Below are 14,747 nucleotides of genomic sequence, written 5' to 3' on the forward strand. Positions count from 1 at the left end.
GTGATCCGCCCTACCGTCCGTATAATCAGCCGCACTTCGCATGGAGACGCGCTCGATGTACACCCGCCTGCTGAAATCGCTCAATCGCCTGCACCCCCGCGCCTGGGACTTCATCCAGCTGATGCGGCTGGACAAACCCATCGGCATTTACCTGCTGCTGTGGCCGACGCTATGGGCGCTGTGGGTCGCGGCTGAAGGCGTGCCGAGCGCGAAAAACCTGTTTATTTTCGTGTTCGGCGTGATCCTGATGCGCGCCGCCGGTTGCGTGATCAACGATTACGCCGACCGCGACTTCGACGGTCACGTCAAACGGACCCAGGCGCGCCCGCTGGCCAGTGGCAAGGTGCAGCCGCGCGAAGCGCTGATCCTGTTCGCCGTGCTGGTGGCGCTGAGTTTCATTCTGGTGCTGTTTACCAACGCCACTACCATCTGGCTGTCGTTCGGCGGCCTGGCCCTGGCGGCGTGCTACCCGTTCATGAAGCGCTACACCTTCTATCCCCAGGTGGTGCTCGGTGCGGCCTTCTCCTGGGGCATGCCGATGGCCTTCACCGCCGAAACCGGCAGCCTGCCGCCGGAGGCCTGGCTGCTGTACATCGCCAACCTGCTGTGGACGGTGGCCTACGACACCTATTACGCGATGGCCGACCGCGACGACGACCTGAAAATCGGGGTGAAATCCACCGCCATCCTGTTCGGCGAAGCCGACCGCCTGATTATCGCCACGCTGCAAGGCTTGGCCCTGCTGTGCCTGATCCTCGCCGGTTCGCGCTTTGAACTGGGCGTGTATTTCCACCTGGGCCTGCTGGTCGCGGCCGCCTGCTTCGCCTGGGAATATCACAAGACCCGCAACCGCAAACCCATGGCCTGCTTCAACGCCTTCCTGCACAACCACTGGGCGGGGCTGGCGATTTTCCTCGGCCTCGTGCTCGATTACGCGTTGAGCAATTAACCGGAAGGCCCTGATGTAGGCTGCTGGCACCTGCAGTTGTCATATCACTGCAATAATTCCGTTATCTAATGCAGCCCCATGACAGCGATATGACCCGAGGCTCGATCCATGGTTGGCAAGAACATTCTGATCGTTGACGACGAAGCGCCCATTCGCGAAATGATTGCGGTGGCACTGGAAATGGCCGGCTATGAATGCCTGGAAGCCGAGAACACTCAGCAGGCTCACGCCATCATCGTCGATCGCAAACCGGACCTGATCCTGCTCGACTGGATGCTGCCCGGCACCAGCGGCATCGAACTGGCCCGCCGCCTCAAGCGCGACGAGTTGACCGGTGATATCCCGATCATCATGCTCACCGCCAAGGGCGAAGAGGACAACAAGATCCAGGGCCTGGAAGTCGGCGCCGACGACTACATCACCAAACCGTTCTCGCCGCGCGAGCTGGTCGCCCGCCTCAAGGCGGTGCTGCGCCGCGCCGGCGCGACTGACAGCGAAACTCCTATCGAAGTCGGCGGGCTGTTGCTCGACCCGATCAGCCACCGCGTCACCATCGACGGCAAGCCGGCAGAGATGGGCCCCACCGAGTACCGTCTGCTGCAGTTCTTCATGACCCATCAGGAGCGCGCCTACACCCGTGGGCAATTGCTCGACCAGGTATGGGGCGGCAACGTGTACGTGGAAGAGCGCACGGTGGATGTACACATTCGCCGGCTGCGCAAAGCCCTCGGCGATGTCTATGAAAACCTGGTGCAAACCGTGCGCGGCACGGGCTATCGGTTCTCGACCAAGACCTAGCGGCTTGCCCACGCGGGTGCGGCGCAGGGTAGGATTGCGCTGGCAGTTCGGTTGGCCGGCAGAATGGATCGATTGGCGGATGAGTTCTAAGTGAATCAAGACTGGCGCGGCCCCCTGATACGCCGCTTGCTGCTGTTGATCGGTGCATGCCTGCTGGTGGGCCTGATCACTGGCGAATATGCCTGGGCGCTGGTGATCGGCCTGGCCGGCTACCTGGGCTGGCACCTGAAGCAATTGCTGCGTCTGCACACCTGGCTGCGCACCCGCGAAGACAATCAGCCGCCACCGGAAGGGTACGGGCTCTGGGGCGAGGTATTCGACAGCATCTATCACCTGCAACGCCGCGACCAGAAGGCGCGCGCCCGCTTGCAGGCCGTGATTGATCGCGTGCAGGAATCAACCGCGGCGCTGAAGGATGCGGTGATCATGCTCGACCGCGACGGCAACCTGGAATGGTGGAACCTCGCCGCAGAAAAACTGCTGGGGCTGAAAACCCTGCAGGACGGCGGCCAGCCGATCATCAATCTGGTACGCGACCCGCGCTTCATCGAGTACTTCGAGCGCAGCAATTACCTGGAGCCGCTGGAACTGCCATCGCCGATCAATGCTCGTCGCCGCCTGCAATTCCATATCACTCAATACGGCAATCGCGAACACCTGATGCTGGTGCGCGACATCACCCGCCTGCATCAGCTCGAACAGATGCGCAAAGACTTCGTCGCCAACGTCTCCCACGAATTGCGCACGCCGCTGACCGTGATTGCCGGTTACCTGGAAACCCTGCTGGATAACGTCGACGAAGTGAACCCGCGCTGGCTGCGGGCGCTGCAGCAAATGCAGCAGCAAGGCGGGCGCATGCAGAACCTGCTCAACGACCTGCTCTTGCTGGCGAAGCTGGAAGCGACCGATTACCCCTCGGACAACCTGCCGGTGGCGGTCGATCTGCTGCTGCTGTCGATCAAGAACGATGCGCAGGCGCTGTCCGCCGAACGCGGCCACCGCATCAGCCTGGAAGCCGATCCGCATCTCAAGCTCAAGGGCAGCGAGGCCGAGTTGCGCAGCGCGTTTTCCAACCTGGTATTCAACGCCGTCAAGTACACGCCCAACGAGGGTCATATCAGCATCCGCTGGTGGGCCGACGAGCACGGCGCGCACCTGGCGGTCGAGGACAGCGGCCTGGGTATCGAGGCCAAGCACCTGCCGCGTCTGACCGAGCGTTTCTACCGGGTGGACTCCAGCCGGGCCAGCAACACCGGCGGCACCGGCCTGGGCCTGGCCATCGTCAAGCATGTGCTGCTGCGCCACCGCGCACGCCTGGACATCGACAGCACCCTGGGCAAAGGCAGCACCTTCACCTGCCATTTCCCCGGCACCCAACTGGTCCGCCGCAGCTAGCCGCCGATCACCGCGGCCGCGCTTGCAAAGGCGGGCGTCTGCCGCCACTCTTTAGCCCTCATCAGCCAACCGAACCCATCATGGACCCCTCCACGAGCTACGTCGCTACCAGCTATTTCGCCGATTTCGGCCTCGTTCTATTCGCTCTGTTTCTGGTCGTGCTCAACGGTTTTTTCGTTGCCGCCGAGTTCGCCATCGTCAAGCTGCGCGCCACTAAGGTCGAAGCGCTGGCGGCCAAGAATGGCTGGCGCGGGCACATCCTGCGCACCGTGCACAACCAGCTGGACGCCTACCTGTCGGCCTGCCAACTGGGCATCACCCTGGCCTCCCTTGGCTTGGGCTGGGTCGGCGAACCCGCCTTTGCTCACCTGCTCGAACCCCTGCTCAGCGCGATCGGCATCGAATCGCCGAAGCTGATCCATGGCATCGCCTTCTTTACCGCGTTCTTCATCATTTCCTACCTGCACATCGTGGTCGGCGAGCTGGCGCCCAAGTCCTGGGCCATCCGTAAACCGGAGCTGCTGTCGCTGTGGACCGCTGCGCCGCTGTACCTGTTCTACTGGGCCATGTACCCGGCGATTTTCCTGCTCAACGCCAGCGCCAACGCCATCCTGCGGATCGCCGGGCAAGGCGAGCCGGGACCGCACCACGAGCACCATTACAGCCGCGACGAGCTCAAGCTGATCCTGCACTCCAGCCGCGCCAGCGACCCCAGCGACCAGGACATGCGCGTGCTCGCATCCGCCGTGGAGATGGGCGAGCTGGAAGTGGTGGACTGGGCCAACTCGCGCGAAGACCTGATCTACCTGTCGCTCACGGCTGCGCTGGATGAAGTGTTCAGCGTGTTCCGCCGGCACAAGTACAGCCGCTACCCGGTGTATGACGAGACCAGCGGCGAGTTTGTCGGCGTGCTGCACATCAAGGACCTGCTGCTGCACCTCTCGCTGCTGGAAATGCTGCCGTCCGCGCTCAAGCTCAGCGAGCTGATGCATCCGGTCGAACGGGTCAGCCGGCACATGCCGCTGTCCAGCCTGCTGGAACAGTTCCGCAAGGGCGGCTCGCACTTCGCGCTGGTCGAGGAGGCTGACGGCAAGGTCATTGGCTACCTGACCATGGAAGACGTGCTGGAGGCCCTGGTCGGCGATATCCAGGACGAACACCGCAAGGCCGAGCGCGGCATCCTCGCCTATCAACCCGGCAAGCTGCTGGTGCGTGGCGACACGCCGCTGTTCAAGGTCGAACGCCTGCTCAGCGTCAACCTCGACCATATCGAGGCCGAAACCCTGGCCGGCCTGATCTACGAAACCCTCAACCGCGTGCCCGCCGAAGAAGAAGTGCTGGACGTCGAAGGCCTGCGCATCATCGTCAAGAAGATGAAAGGCCCGAAGATCGTCCTGGCCAAGGTGCTCAGGCTGGATTGATGCAGCTGGGCGACTGTACTGAAGGCAATAGACTGGCGCTGCATCGGCGCACCTCGCACGGCGGGTAAACGCCATTGCGTCGTTTCACTCGCCCATTCATGCGTTGACCGCCATATCGAGCGTGACGATCATACGTACCGCCTGGAGAGAGGTGAGACGACCTACGCCAGCCATTGCGGCAGACGCGCTTGAACTGTCAACCCACCAGTCGATGACGCTGGATAAAGCCCCGGTCGAGGTAATCCTTCCAACGGCCGAACAGCTTTCCGCCGGCGCTGAGTTCGTACCAACCGAGCAATGCACCGCCGTCGCCGGTCGCCAGCAACGCCAGGCTCTGGCGCTGGGCGCGGTAGGCGCGCAACGGCAGGCCGCGCAAAACAGCGTTGAGATTGTTCGCCAGCACCGGCCCCTGGCGCACCGAGTACACCCCGCTTTTGCGCGCGCCGGGGAAATGGGCGCAGTCGCCGACGGCGAATACGTGCGGGTGCGCTTCGCTCTGCAACGTAGGCGTAACGTGAACGAAGCCGCGCTCATCGCAGCGCAGGCCGCTTTCGGCAAGCCAGGGCAAGGCCTCGGCGCCTGTGGCCAGCAGTAGCCGGCTACCGCGCCAGACCGGCTCGGCGCCGCTGATCAGGCAATCTTCGTCGATCCGATCGATCGGGCAATCTTCGCGCACCTGCACCCCACGCTGACGCAGATGGCCCAACGCGCGCAGGCGCAGGCCAGCCGAATGCCCGGCCAACAAGGGTCCGCCGCAGAACACCGCCAGCTGCGGCACCTGCCCGGCGAGCGCCAGCGCCAGTTCGACCCCGGCCGCACCGCCGCCAAGGATCGCCAGCGGTCGCGGTGCCGCCTGCCACGCTTGCCAGCCGTGCATGAATCCGGCGAAGGGTTTCACCGGTAACAGTTGCATCGCACTGCCGATCTGAGGAGGCGACGACACCTGTCCGCCCACATTCAGCGACAACCAGTCGGCGACCAGCGCCCGGCCATCCGTTAGTTGTACGTGCTGCTGCACCGCCGACACAGCCTGCGCCTCACCGATGATCAGCTCAACCTTGGCGGCGCGGCACAGAGGCTGCAGTTCCACCTGGCAGTCGGCAGCGGCGAAGCGGCCGGCCAGCCATCCCGGCAACATGCCCGAATACCAGGCCGTCGGGCCCGGGCTGAGCAGGCCGATGCGCCCGGGCGGGCGTTCGAGCAGTGCCCAGCGACGCAGTACCCCGAGGTGGGCGTGGCCGGCGCCCAGCAGTAACAGGTCGTAATGATTCATGGCCATTCGCGCCCCTCGCGGTACTGGCTCGGCGCCTGGCCGGTCCAGCGCTTGAACGCGCGGCTGAAGCTGCTGGTGTCGGCGAAACCGAGCAGGTAGGCGATCTCGCTGATGCTGCAGCGCGGGTCGCGCATGTGCTGCAAGGCAAGGCTGCGGCGCGTCTCGCTGAGCAGGCTTTCGTAGCCGCTGCCCTCCTCGGCCAGATGCCGCTGCAGGCTGCGCAGGCTCAGGTGCAGGGCCTGGGCGACGCGCTCGGCAGAGGGTTCGCCATCCGGCAACTGCGCCTGCAGGCAGGCGCGCACCTTGGCGCTCCAGTGACTCGCCTGCAGCTGTTCGAGGGTGCGTTTGAGTACGGCCTCGTTGTGCTCGGCCAGCTCCGGGTTGCCGTCGTCTAGACGCTGTTCAAACGCCGCGCGGGGAAAGCGCAGCAGGTTGTCCGCGGCGCTGAACGACAAAGGCGCGCGAAAGGTGCTGTACCAGGGCTCGGGATCCGCTGGCGCGGCACGTTGCAGGTGCACCGCCAGGGGCGCGAAGTCGCGATTAAGGCGATTGCGGCAACTGCGCACGTAGATTGCCGCGAAGGCATCCAGCGCCTCGGGCGCCGGCGGCGGGCTGCCGGCCGGCACCCAGAAACGGAATTCATAGCTGTCATCGCAGGCGCGCAGTTCCAGTTCGAGCGCGTCGCTGACCACCCGGTGATAACGCACGATGCGCTCGAACATCTCACGCAGGCTGCTGCTGGCGACCAGCGCGTAGCCCAGGGCGTGGAAGGTGGTCGGGCTGACGAACTGCGAAGTCTTCAGGCCCAGCGCCGGGTCGCCGCTGGCCTGCACCGCCAGCTGCCACAGGCGCGTGGTGATCGACAGCGGGCAGCGCGCGTTGGGGTCGTCCAGCAGGTTCGGCTCCAGGCCGGCGGCGCGGCACAGCTCCGTGCTGTCCAGGCCCAGGGCGTCGAGCTGCTTGCGCAGCGCGCGGGTCCAACTGGCCAGGGTGGTGGGTTCAGCTGTCATGCAGGTTGGCGTGTCCGGTCAAAAGGTTGGCGTTCTGGGTCAGGCGCTCCGACGATCCTCGCGACATAGTGGCGCCATGTCAAAACTAGTGACGCCCTGCCACAAGAGGATGTAACCATGACCCACTCCGCCGCAACGTCTTCGTCGATGAGCGATGCCCAGCGCAGCGCCCTGATTCGCGAACAGGTGATGGCCCACGGCGTGGAGCTGCGCCAGCGCTTCCCCCTGCTCAAGCACCAGGATGCGCTGGGCGCCGGCATTCTCGCCTTCGCCCTCGGCGGGATGGTGGTTTCGGCAGCGCTGTATGTCGCCGGCCATATGGCCTGGTGGCTGTGCCTGCTGCTCAATGCCTTCTTCGCCTCGCTGACCCACGAGCTGGAGCACGACCTGATCCACTCGATGTATTTTCGCAAGCGCAAGGTGCCGCACAACCTGATGATGGCGCTGGTCTGGCTCGCTCGGCCAAGCACCATCAACCCCTGGGTGCGCCGCCATCTGCACCTCAATCACCACAAGGTGTCCGGCACCGAAGCCGATCTGGAAGAACGCGCCATCACCAATGGCGAGCCCTGGGGCTTGGCCCGTCTGTTGATGGTCGGCGACAACATGATGTCGTCCTTCATCCGCTTCCTGCGTGCGAAAACCCGTCAGCACCGCTGGATGATTGTCAGCCGCACGCTCAAGGTCTACGCGCCGCTGGGTCTGCTCAACTGGGGCACCTGGTACCTGTTCCTCGGGTTCCACGGCGCCAATGCCGTCGCCAGCCTGCTGGGCGCGCCGATCGCCTGGTCGGCGACCACCCTGGAGGTGATGAGCGTGGTGAATATCGCCGTGGTGGTGCTGGTTGGCCCCAATGTGCTGCGGACGTTCTGCCTGCACTTCGTCAGTTCCAACATGCATTACTATGGTGACGTCGAACCGGGCAACGTGATCCAGCAGACCCAGGTGCTCAATCCCTGGTGGCTGTGGCCGCTGCAGGCGTTCTGCTTCAACTTCGGCAGCAGCCATGCGATTCACCACTTCGTGGTCAAGGAACCCTTCTATATCCGTCAATTAAGCGTGCCATTCGCCCACCGGGTGATGCGCGAGCACGGCGTGCGCTTCAACGATTTCGGCACCTTCGCCCGAGCCAACCGCTGGACCCGCCGCGCCAGCAAGCAATCGGTACAACAACCTCAGACTGCATGACCACAGACGCGGCGCCGAAACAGGCGCCGCGTTGCCCTCGCCCCCTTAGCGGTAAGCCTTCATGAATGTACTGATCGTCCATGCGCACCCGGAGCCGCAATCCTTCTGTGCGGCGATGCAGCGGCTGGCCTATGCCACCTTGAGCGGAGCCGGGCACCAGGTGCAGGTGTCGGACCTGTATGCGATGAACTGGAACCCGGTCGCCTCCGCCGCGGACTTCGGCCAGCGCAGCGAGCCCGACTACCTCGTGTATGCCCTGGAGCAACGTCACGCCTATGGCCAGCGGACGCTGGCACCGGACATCACCGCGGAGCTGGACAAGCTGCTGTGGGCGGATCTGCTGATTCTCAATTTTCCACTCTACTGGTGCTCGGTGCCGGCCATCCTCAAGGGCTGGATCGACCGCGTGCTGGTCTCCGGCGTCTGCTACGGCGGAGTGCGGTTCTATGACCGCGGCGGCCTGCGCGGCAAGCGTGCACTGCTGAGCCTGACCCTCGGCGCTCAGCCGCACATGTTTGCCGACGAGAACGCCATCCACGGCGAGCTGGAGACCATGCTGCGGCCGCTGCAGCGTGGCACCCTGGCCTATGCCGGGCTCGGCGTGCTGCCGCCGTTCGCCGCCTACCACGTGCCCTATATCGACCACGCCGCGCGCGAGCAGATGCTCGCCGACTACCGCCGCTACCTGCTGCAACTGGACGAATTGGCCCTGCTGGAAATGCCGACCCTGGACGCTTACGACGGCCGGCTCCGGCCGCTGCACCGATGAAGACCTGGATCTGCGTGGTCTGCGGGCTGATCTATGACGAGGCCGCGGGCTGGCCCGACGAAGGCATCGCCGCCGGCACCCCCTGGAGCGAGGTTCCCGAGGATTGGCTGTGCCCGGATTGCGGGGTAGGCAAAGCCGACTTCGAGATGCGCGAGATTTAGCAAGCCCGGTGCGCATGGCGCACCCTACGTGGTGGAGTTGCTGGCCTTTCTTGGCTTGACGGCCGGCTTCGCCTGCAATCTACGCACTTGCAAATACCCGTAGGGTGCGCCGTGCGCACGCACCAGCTGAAACTAGCGTCGCTCAAGCAACTGCGGGTCGGCAAAATAACTCTCAGCACGCTCGCCAGTGTTGTCGCTGTCGGCGGCGAACACCACACCGAGAATGCGCCGTGGCGCGCTGCCGAAAGCGGCGATGGCATCGGCGCGCAGGTCGCGGCTTTCCGTCAGCCATTGCCCGAGCGGCGCCTCGGGGCCACGCAGCACATGCATCTCCACTGTCTCGGTATAGGCGCTGCGGGCGTGCTCGCCGGGCGCCATGCGGTTGTCCCAGACGTAGCTGAGGGTCGCCGCCGGCAGCTCCGGATCGAAGAAGGTGCGCGCCAGGCGCAGCTTCTGCCGGGTAACGAACGACAGGTTATCCAGCGGGTAATCCAGCAGCACATACACCCGCGCCGCGTAATCGTCGCCCTCGCGAGTGGCGAAGCGCGCCTGGTCGAGCGTGCGCTCGGTGCGCCATTGCCAGCTCAGTTGCCAAGGCTGATCGCCCGGTAGATCCAGTGGATGCAGCAGCCCGCCGGCAGCCGCATCCGCCTCTATGCGCAACACCGACCGGCCCCCCTGCTCGACCAGGCCGCGCGCGGAAGGCGTGAGTTTGGGAATATCCGCCAGGCGCCAGGGCGCCGACCATTCGCCATTGGGCGGGCCGGCTGTCCAGGGCGTTAGCTGATTTTCGGCACTGGCGTGCAGCACCAGTAGCAACAGGGTGAACGGCAAATAACGCATTAGGCTATGACCCACCAATTATGACCCACCAATGAGTAGGGTGCGTCATGCGCACCTTGGACGTCGCATCGCTGGTGCACAGGGCGCACCCTACAGAATCTGGCCCTCTCATGCTCAGCGGCGGTAACCGAACGAGATCGCCGCGCATTATCCGCGCCGCCAACGGTGGAAGCGCTCGACCAGACGCAGCAACCCCTGCGGCGCATGGGCCCGCTTCCATTCGCCGGCCGCGTATTTATTCGCTTCGGCCATGGTCGGGTAGCTGTGGATGGTGCCGAGAATCTTGTTCAGCCCCAGGTTGTGCTTCATCGCCAGCACGTATTCGGCGAGCAGTTCGCCGGCGTGTTCGCCGACGATGGTTGCGCCGAGAATCCTGTCCTTACCCGGCACGGTCAGTACTTTCACGTAGCCGTGGGCGGCCTCGTCGGCAATCGCCCGGTCCAGGTCGTCGATGCCGTAACGGGTCACCTCGTAGGCGATGTTCTGCGCCCTGGCCTCGCCCTCGGAAAGACCAACACGGGCCACTTCTGGATCGGTGAAGGTACAGGCGGGGATCACCCGGTAATCCACCTTGAAGCGTTTGAAGCCGCTGAACAGCGCATTGACCGCGGCGTACCAGGCCTGGTGCGCCGCGACATGCGTGAACTGATAAGGCCCGGTCACGTCGCCCACCGCGTAAATGTTGGGGAAGCGTGTCGCCAGGTACTCGTCGGTTTCCAGGGTGCCGTTTGGCCGCACGGTCAGGCCCAATTCCTCGACGCCGTAACCCGTGACATTGGCCACCCGGCCGAGCGCTAGCAGCAGACAATCGAAGGCGATGGTCACTTCCTCGCCGGTATCCAGGCGACGGGCGACCATGCGCTGCTCGCCGTTGACCAACTCGAAGCGCTCCGCGCGATGCTGCAGACGCACATCCACACCGTCGTTGCGCAGGCTCTGCAACACCAGCTCGCTGGCATCGGCGTCTTCGCGCGGCAATAGGCGTTCGGCCAGTTCCACCTGAATCACCTGGCTGCCAAGGCGCTGGAACGCCTGGGCCAGTTCGCAGCCGATCGGCCCGCCGCCCAGCACCAGCAGCCAGCGCGGCTGTTCGCGCAGGCTCCAGATGGTATCCGAGGTGTACGCCTGCACCTGCTCCAAGCCGGGAATCTTTGGCACCAGCGGCCGCGCGCCGGCGGCGATAATCAGGTTGCGGCTGCTCAGGGTCTGGCCGTTCACCTCGACGGTCCAGGGCGAGGTGATGGTCGCTTCACCCTGGATCACTTCGACGCCCAATTCGGTGTAGCGCTGCACGGAGTCGTGCGGCTCGATGTCGGCAATCACCCGCTGGATGCGCTGCATCACGGCGGGGAAATCCACCTGGCCCTGCACGCTGGTAAAGCCCAGGGCCGGCGCTTTCTTCAGCTCGTTGGCCAGCTTGGCCGAACGCAGCAATGCCTTGGACGGCACGCAGCCGGTGTTCAGGCAGTCGCCGCCCATCTGGTGTTTTTCGATCAGGCTGACCTTGGCCTTTACCGCGGCGGCGATATAGGCGCTGACCAGGCCGCCGGCACCCGCGCCGATCACCAGCAAGTTGCGGTCGAAGCTGTCCGGGCGCAGCCAGCCGGCATACACGCGGCGTGCTTGAATCAGGCCGAGCAGCTTGCGCGCGATCAGCGGAAACACCCCGAGCAGAACAAAGGCCCCGAGCAGGCCCGGCGAGAGGATGCCGCCCAGCGAGTCGAGTTGGCCCAGCTCGCGCCCGGCATTCACGAACACCAGGGTGCCTGGCAGCATGCCGAGCTGGCTGACCCACCAGTAGGTGCGCACCGGCAGGCGGGTCAGACCCATCGCCAGGTTGATCAGAAAGAACGGGAAGATCGGCACCAGGCGCAGGGCGAACAGGTAGAACGCACCCTCGCGCTCAATGCCCTGGTCAATGCTTGCCAGACGCTGACCGAAGCGCGCCTGCACCCAGTCGCGCAACAGGAAGCGGCTGCTGAGCATCGCCAGCGTCGCACCCAGGGTGGACGCGAAGGACACCAGCACAAAGCCCTGCAGCAAACCGAACAGCGCACCGGCCAGCAGCGTCATCAGGGCGGCGCCCGGTAGTGATAACGCGGTAACCGCGACGTAGGCGACAAAGAACACCCCCGCGGCCAGCCACGGCTGCGCGGCGACCTGGGCATTAAGCGCGGCCTGCTGCGCCTTGAGCGCGTCGAGGTTGAGGTATTGACCGATATCGAACACGAAGAAGCTGCCAAGCAGCGCCAGGATCACAGCCATCAGTGCGAGTTTGCGGCTATTCATGGTTCAGCGCCTCCAGTGCGCACAGGCTCTGACACAGGCTGAAGCCGGCCAGTAGGGCGCGCTGCGGTTGTTCAGTGGCGCCGCCGAGGATGCGTGCGCGGTACGACAGGGCCGCTGGGCTGCCCGCGGGCCACTGGCGGTCGAAATCGGCGAGAAAGGGGTCATGGGCGTAGTTCAACGGCAATGCCTCGATAAACAGGGTGCCGCGCTGGCAGCGATAGAGCGCGGCCGGGTGCGGCGTGGTGGCGATGCGGCTGAGCAGGCCGTAGCGGCCGCCCGCGAAATTCGGCAAGCCGGCCGCGCCGTTATTGATCAACGCACCTTCGGCTAAGTTCAGCGCCACGGCCAAACAGGTGTGACTGGTGGCCAGCACCTGCACGCGATTGACCCTCAACCACTGATTGAGCTGCCGCTGACGCTCCGCCCCGGCCAGCGCCTCGCGGGCACAATCCCAACCGGCCAGGGACTGTTCGTCGCCGTGGCTGATCGCCACGCGCTGACCGCCAACGCTAACCAGCGCCGTAGCCGGACGGGCGGCCAGGCGCGCGGCCATACCGGGAAGCTGCTGCACGGTGCGGTTCAGCTCGGCCTGAATGGCGTTGGAGCGCGCCACCACGGCATCATCAACCGAACCCGGGTAGGCGCAACCGCAACCGGCGCCGCTGTCGTCGGCACGGCCCAGTTCGGTTTCGACATTGCCGCGCAGGGCCAGGTGGCCGGCGAGACCTTGCTCGATCGCCTGGAAAACCTCGGGATCGCAGTCGAACCAGTGGGCATCGCCGTTAAACACCACGCGCGCCGCTGGCTCCGCGGCCAGCCGCCGCTGCAACGCTGCCAGGGCCTGGCGATTGCCATACAGGCCGCCGACCACATAGAGCGTCTGGCAATCGAACAACGGCTCACCGGCAAACGCATGGCGGGCCAGGCGGTAGTCCAGCGGGCAATCACGACCGGCGCGCATCAGTGCGTTCTCCTTGGCCAACTGAGTAGCGAATAGCCCAGCGTGCTGCGCCAACCTGGGTAGGGTGCGCCGCGCGCATCGATTCCGCGGACAGGTTCTTGGTGCGCACAGCACACCCTACGGGGCCTGGCTGTCGAGCGTTGAGTGCTGCAGAGCCCTGGGGCGCAGCCTTGCACTTGCCACGCAGCATCAGCAATCCTCCGTAGCCAGCCGGGCAGCAAATAGCCGAGCACGCAGAGGCCCAGCCCATAGAGGTTAGTGCCGAGCAGCAGCGCGTACTTGCCGTCGCCAATGGCCCAGCTTTGCGGAATCCAACCGAAGGTCAGGGCGACGCCAAGGCCCAGGCCGGTCCAGAAACTCAGGTGGAAACCCAGTCGGGTCGGCCGGGTCAGGCCATGCAGGATAAACACCGGCGCCAGGCCAATCACCATGGTGCCGCTGATGGTGGTGGCTTTGAGAATATCGGTGCCGGCGATCATCGGCAGGTTGCCGAGCAGGGCGAACAGCACCATGACCGCCATGCCCACCCCGAGCGCCTTCTGCCCCAGGTCGCGACCGGCCAGCAGCGGCAGGTCACGGCCGGCCAGCTTAGCCAGGCTGGAAAAAGTCGAGTCGAGGGTCGAACCGGCGGCCGAGACCATCACCACGGTCATCAGCAGCAGCGCGCCGATGCCCATGGCCTTGGCCAGCGCGGCCGGTACGTTATCCGATCCTTCAATACCCATGAGTTGCGCATGCACGCCGATCAGGCTGAACGCGAAGATGGCGATAAAACCCAGCACCCCGGCGATCACGAACGAGCGGCGCATGGTCTTTTCTTCGCTGATAAAACCGCGGTCGGTCAGCACCGGATCATGAAAGCCGTAACTGAAAGCCTGCAGGCCGGCGACCAGCAGCAGGTCGACGCCGGCTTTCAGCGCCCAGTTGCTGGTGCTGGCCAGTTCGCTGGGCGAATGCTGCGGCAATACCATGCCAAGCACCCAGACCAGGGCGATGACGAAGATCGCCGCCTGCGCCGCGTCGGTGAGGATCGAGCTGCGCAGCCCGCCGCGCAGGCTGTAGGCCAGCGTGACGGCGGTGAACAACAGCGCCGCGCCGATGAATTCGAGGCTGCCGGACGCGCCGTAATAACCGCCGACCACTGCGGTGTTGCTCCACACCTCGTTGAACAGGCGAATCAGGATTGCCGCGGAAAATGCCAGCGCGGCGCCACGGCCGTAATGGCTGCTCAAGAAACTCACCAGGCCGGTGGCGGCGAAACGCCGACGCAGGCGGTAGATGACGAAGCCGGTCAGCGGAATCGACAGCCAGTACATGGCGTAGGCCAGGCCGCCGACTAGGCCGTAGCTCGCCCCCAGGTTGGCGGCATTGGTCACCGATTTGGCGAAGATCCAGCTGATAAAGATGCTTGAGGTGATCAGCCAGGGAGACGCGCTACGGCCCTGGTTGTCCTCGCCGTTGAAGAAGCCACCGACCGTCACGGCACGGGGCGACAGCGCCAACATCAGCGCGCCGTAAACCACGAGAAAGCCCCAGAAAAACAGCCCCGTAGTGCTGGTGAGTTGCATGAACCGATCCTTAGTTGATGGATATATCACCGGACGTAGGGTGCGCCGCGCGCACCAGCACAAGTCACGGCTTCATTGGTGCGCATGGCGCACCCTATTCATTCAGTCGCCGCCGCAGCTTG

At 64.8% G+C, this 14,747-nt stretch carries 13 protein-coding genes; 7 read left to right on the forward strand and 6 right to left on the reverse strand.

Annotated elements, in window-relative coordinates:
- The first annotated feature begins 55 nt into the window (after positions 1 to 55).
- The 4 genes from ubiA (at position 56) to ACX0MV_RS00145 (ending at position 4,563) form a co-directional block, all read left to right on the forward strand.
- Positions 56 to 949 (forward strand): 4-hydroxybenzoate octaprenyltransferase, encoded by an 894-nt coding sequence (gene ubiA / locus ACX0MV_RS00130; protein ID WP_458980459.1) that lies wholly within the window; start codon positions 56 to 58, stop codon positions 947 to 949.
- Positions 950 to 1,057: 108 nt separating this feature from the next.
- On the forward strand, positions 1,058 to 1,747 hold the full coding sequence (gene phoB / locus ACX0MV_RS00135; RefSeq protein ID WP_458980460.1) for a phosphate regulon transcriptional regulator PhoB: 690 nt from the start codon (positions 1,058 to 1,060) through the stop codon (positions 1,745 to 1,747).
- Between the two features lie 90 nt (positions 1,748 to 1,837).
- The gene (gene phoR / locus ACX0MV_RS00140) at positions 1,838 to 3,142 is read left to right on the forward strand and encodes a phosphate regulon sensor histidine kinase PhoR (RefSeq protein ID WP_458980461.1); all 1,305 of its coding nucleotides are present in this window, start codon (positions 1,838 to 1,840) and stop codon (positions 3,140 to 3,142) included.
- Between the two features lie 80 nt (positions 3,143 to 3,222).
- Complete coding sequence (locus ACX0MV_RS00145) at positions 3,223 to 4,563, forward strand: hemolysin family protein (RefSeq protein WP_458980462.1); 1,341 nt, start codon at positions 3,223 to 3,225, stop codon at positions 4,561 to 4,563.
- Between the two features lie 196 nt (positions 4,564 to 4,759).
- Here the strand turns inward: ACX0MV_RS00145 and ACX0MV_RS00150 are convergent, their stop codons facing one another.
- Both ACX0MV_RS00150 and ACX0MV_RS00155 read right to left on the reverse strand, forming a co-directional pair.
- Positions 4,760 to 5,836, reverse strand: a complete 1,077-nt coding sequence (locus ACX0MV_RS00150) for an FAD-dependent oxidoreductase (protein ID WP_458980463.1) — start codon at positions 5,834 to 5,836, stop codon at positions 4,760 to 4,762.
- Positions 5,833 to 6,846, reverse strand: coding sequence for an AraC family transcriptional regulator (locus ACX0MV_RS00155; RefSeq protein ID WP_458980464.1), 1,014 nt, complete (start codon positions 6,844 to 6,846; stop codon positions 5,833 to 5,835). The genes ACX0MV_RS00150 and ACX0MV_RS00155 overlap by 4 nt, the downstream gene beginning before the upstream one ends.
- A 117-nt stretch (positions 6,847 to 6,963) precedes the next feature.
- Between ACX0MV_RS00155 and ACX0MV_RS00160 the strand changes: the two genes are divergently transcribed.
- From ACX0MV_RS00160 to ACX0MV_RS00170, 3 genes are all read left to right on the forward strand, one after another.
- Positions 6,964 to 8,034, forward strand: coding sequence for a fatty acid desaturase (locus ACX0MV_RS00160; RefSeq protein WP_458980465.1), 1,071 nt, complete (start codon positions 6,964 to 6,966; stop codon positions 8,032 to 8,034).
- 61 nt (positions 8,035 to 8,095) lie between these two features.
- Positions 8,096 to 8,803, forward strand: coding sequence for an NAD(P)H-dependent oxidoreductase (locus ACX0MV_RS00165; RefSeq protein WP_458980466.1), 708 nt, complete (start codon positions 8,096 to 8,098; stop codon positions 8,801 to 8,803).
- A complete protein-coding gene (locus tag ACX0MV_RS00170; protein WP_458980467.1) occupies positions 8,800 to 8,964 on the forward strand; it encodes a rubredoxin in 165 nt (54 codons plus the stop codon). The genes ACX0MV_RS00165 and ACX0MV_RS00170 overlap by 4 nt, the downstream gene beginning before the upstream one ends.
- Positions 8,965 to 9,096: 132 nt before the next feature.
- Here the strand turns inward: ACX0MV_RS00170 and ACX0MV_RS00175 are convergent, their stop codons facing one another.
- The 4 genes from ACX0MV_RS00175 to ACX0MV_RS00190 form a co-directional block, all read right to left on the reverse strand.
- The gene (locus ACX0MV_RS00175) at positions 9,097 to 9,807 is read right to left on the reverse strand and encodes a DUF3047 domain-containing protein (RefSeq protein ID WP_458980468.1); all 711 of its coding nucleotides are present in this window, start codon (positions 9,805 to 9,807) and stop codon (positions 9,097 to 9,099) included.
- A gap of 147 nt (positions 9,808 to 9,954) precedes the next feature.
- Complete coding sequence (locus ACX0MV_RS00180; RefSeq protein WP_458980469.1) at positions 9,955 to 12,096, reverse strand: dihydrolipoyl dehydrogenase family protein; 2,142 nt, start codon at positions 12,094 to 12,096, stop codon at positions 9,955 to 9,957.
- Positions 12,089 to 13,057, reverse strand: coding sequence for a hypothetical protein (locus ACX0MV_RS00185; protein ID WP_458980470.1), 969 nt, complete (start codon positions 13,055 to 13,057; stop codon positions 12,089 to 12,091). The genes ACX0MV_RS00180 and ACX0MV_RS00185 overlap by 8 nt, the downstream gene beginning before the upstream one ends.
- A complete protein-coding gene (locus tag ACX0MV_RS00190) occupies positions 13,057 to 14,625 on the reverse strand; it encodes a sodium:solute symporter (protein WP_458980471.1) in 1,569 nt (522 codons plus the stop codon). Before ACX0MV_RS00190 ends, ACX0MV_RS00185 begins: the two co-directional genes overlap by 1 nt.
- Positions 14,626 to 14,747: the final 122 nt, after the last annotated feature.

The organism is Pseudomonas cistanchae (genome assembly GCF_054483635.1).

Excerpts from the sequence above, each read along its gene's own strand:
- ACX0MV_RS00170 (WP_458980467.1), top strand. The coding sequence starts at position 8,800 with ATGAAGACCTGGATCTGCGTGGTCTGCGGGCTGATCTATGACGAGGCC.
- ACX0MV_RS00175 (WP_458980468.1), bottom strand. The coding sequence starts at position 9,807 with ATGCGTTATTTGCCGTTCACCCTGTTGCTACTGGTGCTGCACGCCAGT.
- ubiA (WP_458980459.1), top strand. The coding sequence starts at position 56 with ATGTACACCCGCCTGCTGAAATCGCTCAATCGCCTGCACCCCCGCGCC.
- ACX0MV_RS00190 (WP_458980471.1), bottom strand. The coding sequence starts at position 14,625 with ATGCAACTCACCAGCACTACGGGGCTGTTTTTCTGGGGCTTTCTCGTG.
- ACX0MV_RS00180 (WP_458980469.1), bottom strand. The coding sequence starts at position 12,096 with ATGAATAGCCGCAAACTCGCACTGATGGCTGTGATCCTGGCGCTGCTT.
- phoB (WP_458980460.1), top strand. The coding sequence starts at position 1,058 with ATGGTTGGCAAGAACATTCTGATCGTTGACGACGAAGCGCCCATTCGC.
- ACX0MV_RS00155 (WP_458980464.1), bottom strand. The coding sequence starts at position 6,846 with ATGACAGCTGAACCCACCACCCTGGCCAGTTGGACCCGCGCGCTGCGC.
- ACX0MV_RS00145 (WP_458980462.1), top strand. The coding sequence starts at position 3,223 with ATGGACCCCTCCACGAGCTACGTCGCTACCAGCTATTTCGCCGATTTC.
- ACX0MV_RS00150 (WP_458980463.1), bottom strand. The coding sequence starts at position 5,836 with ATGAATCATTACGACCTGTTACTGCTGGGCGCCGGCCACGCCCACCTC.
- ACX0MV_RS00165 (WP_458980466.1), top strand. The coding sequence starts at position 8,096 with ATGAATGTACTGATCGTCCATGCGCACCCGGAGCCGCAATCCTTCTGT.
- ACX0MV_RS00185 (WP_458980470.1), bottom strand. The coding sequence starts at position 13,057 with ATGCGCGCCGGTCGTGATTGCCCGCTGGACTACCGCCTGGCCCGCCAT.
- ACX0MV_RS00160 (WP_458980465.1), top strand. The coding sequence starts at position 6,964 with ATGACCCACTCCGCCGCAACGTCTTCGTCGATGAGCGATGCCCAGCGC.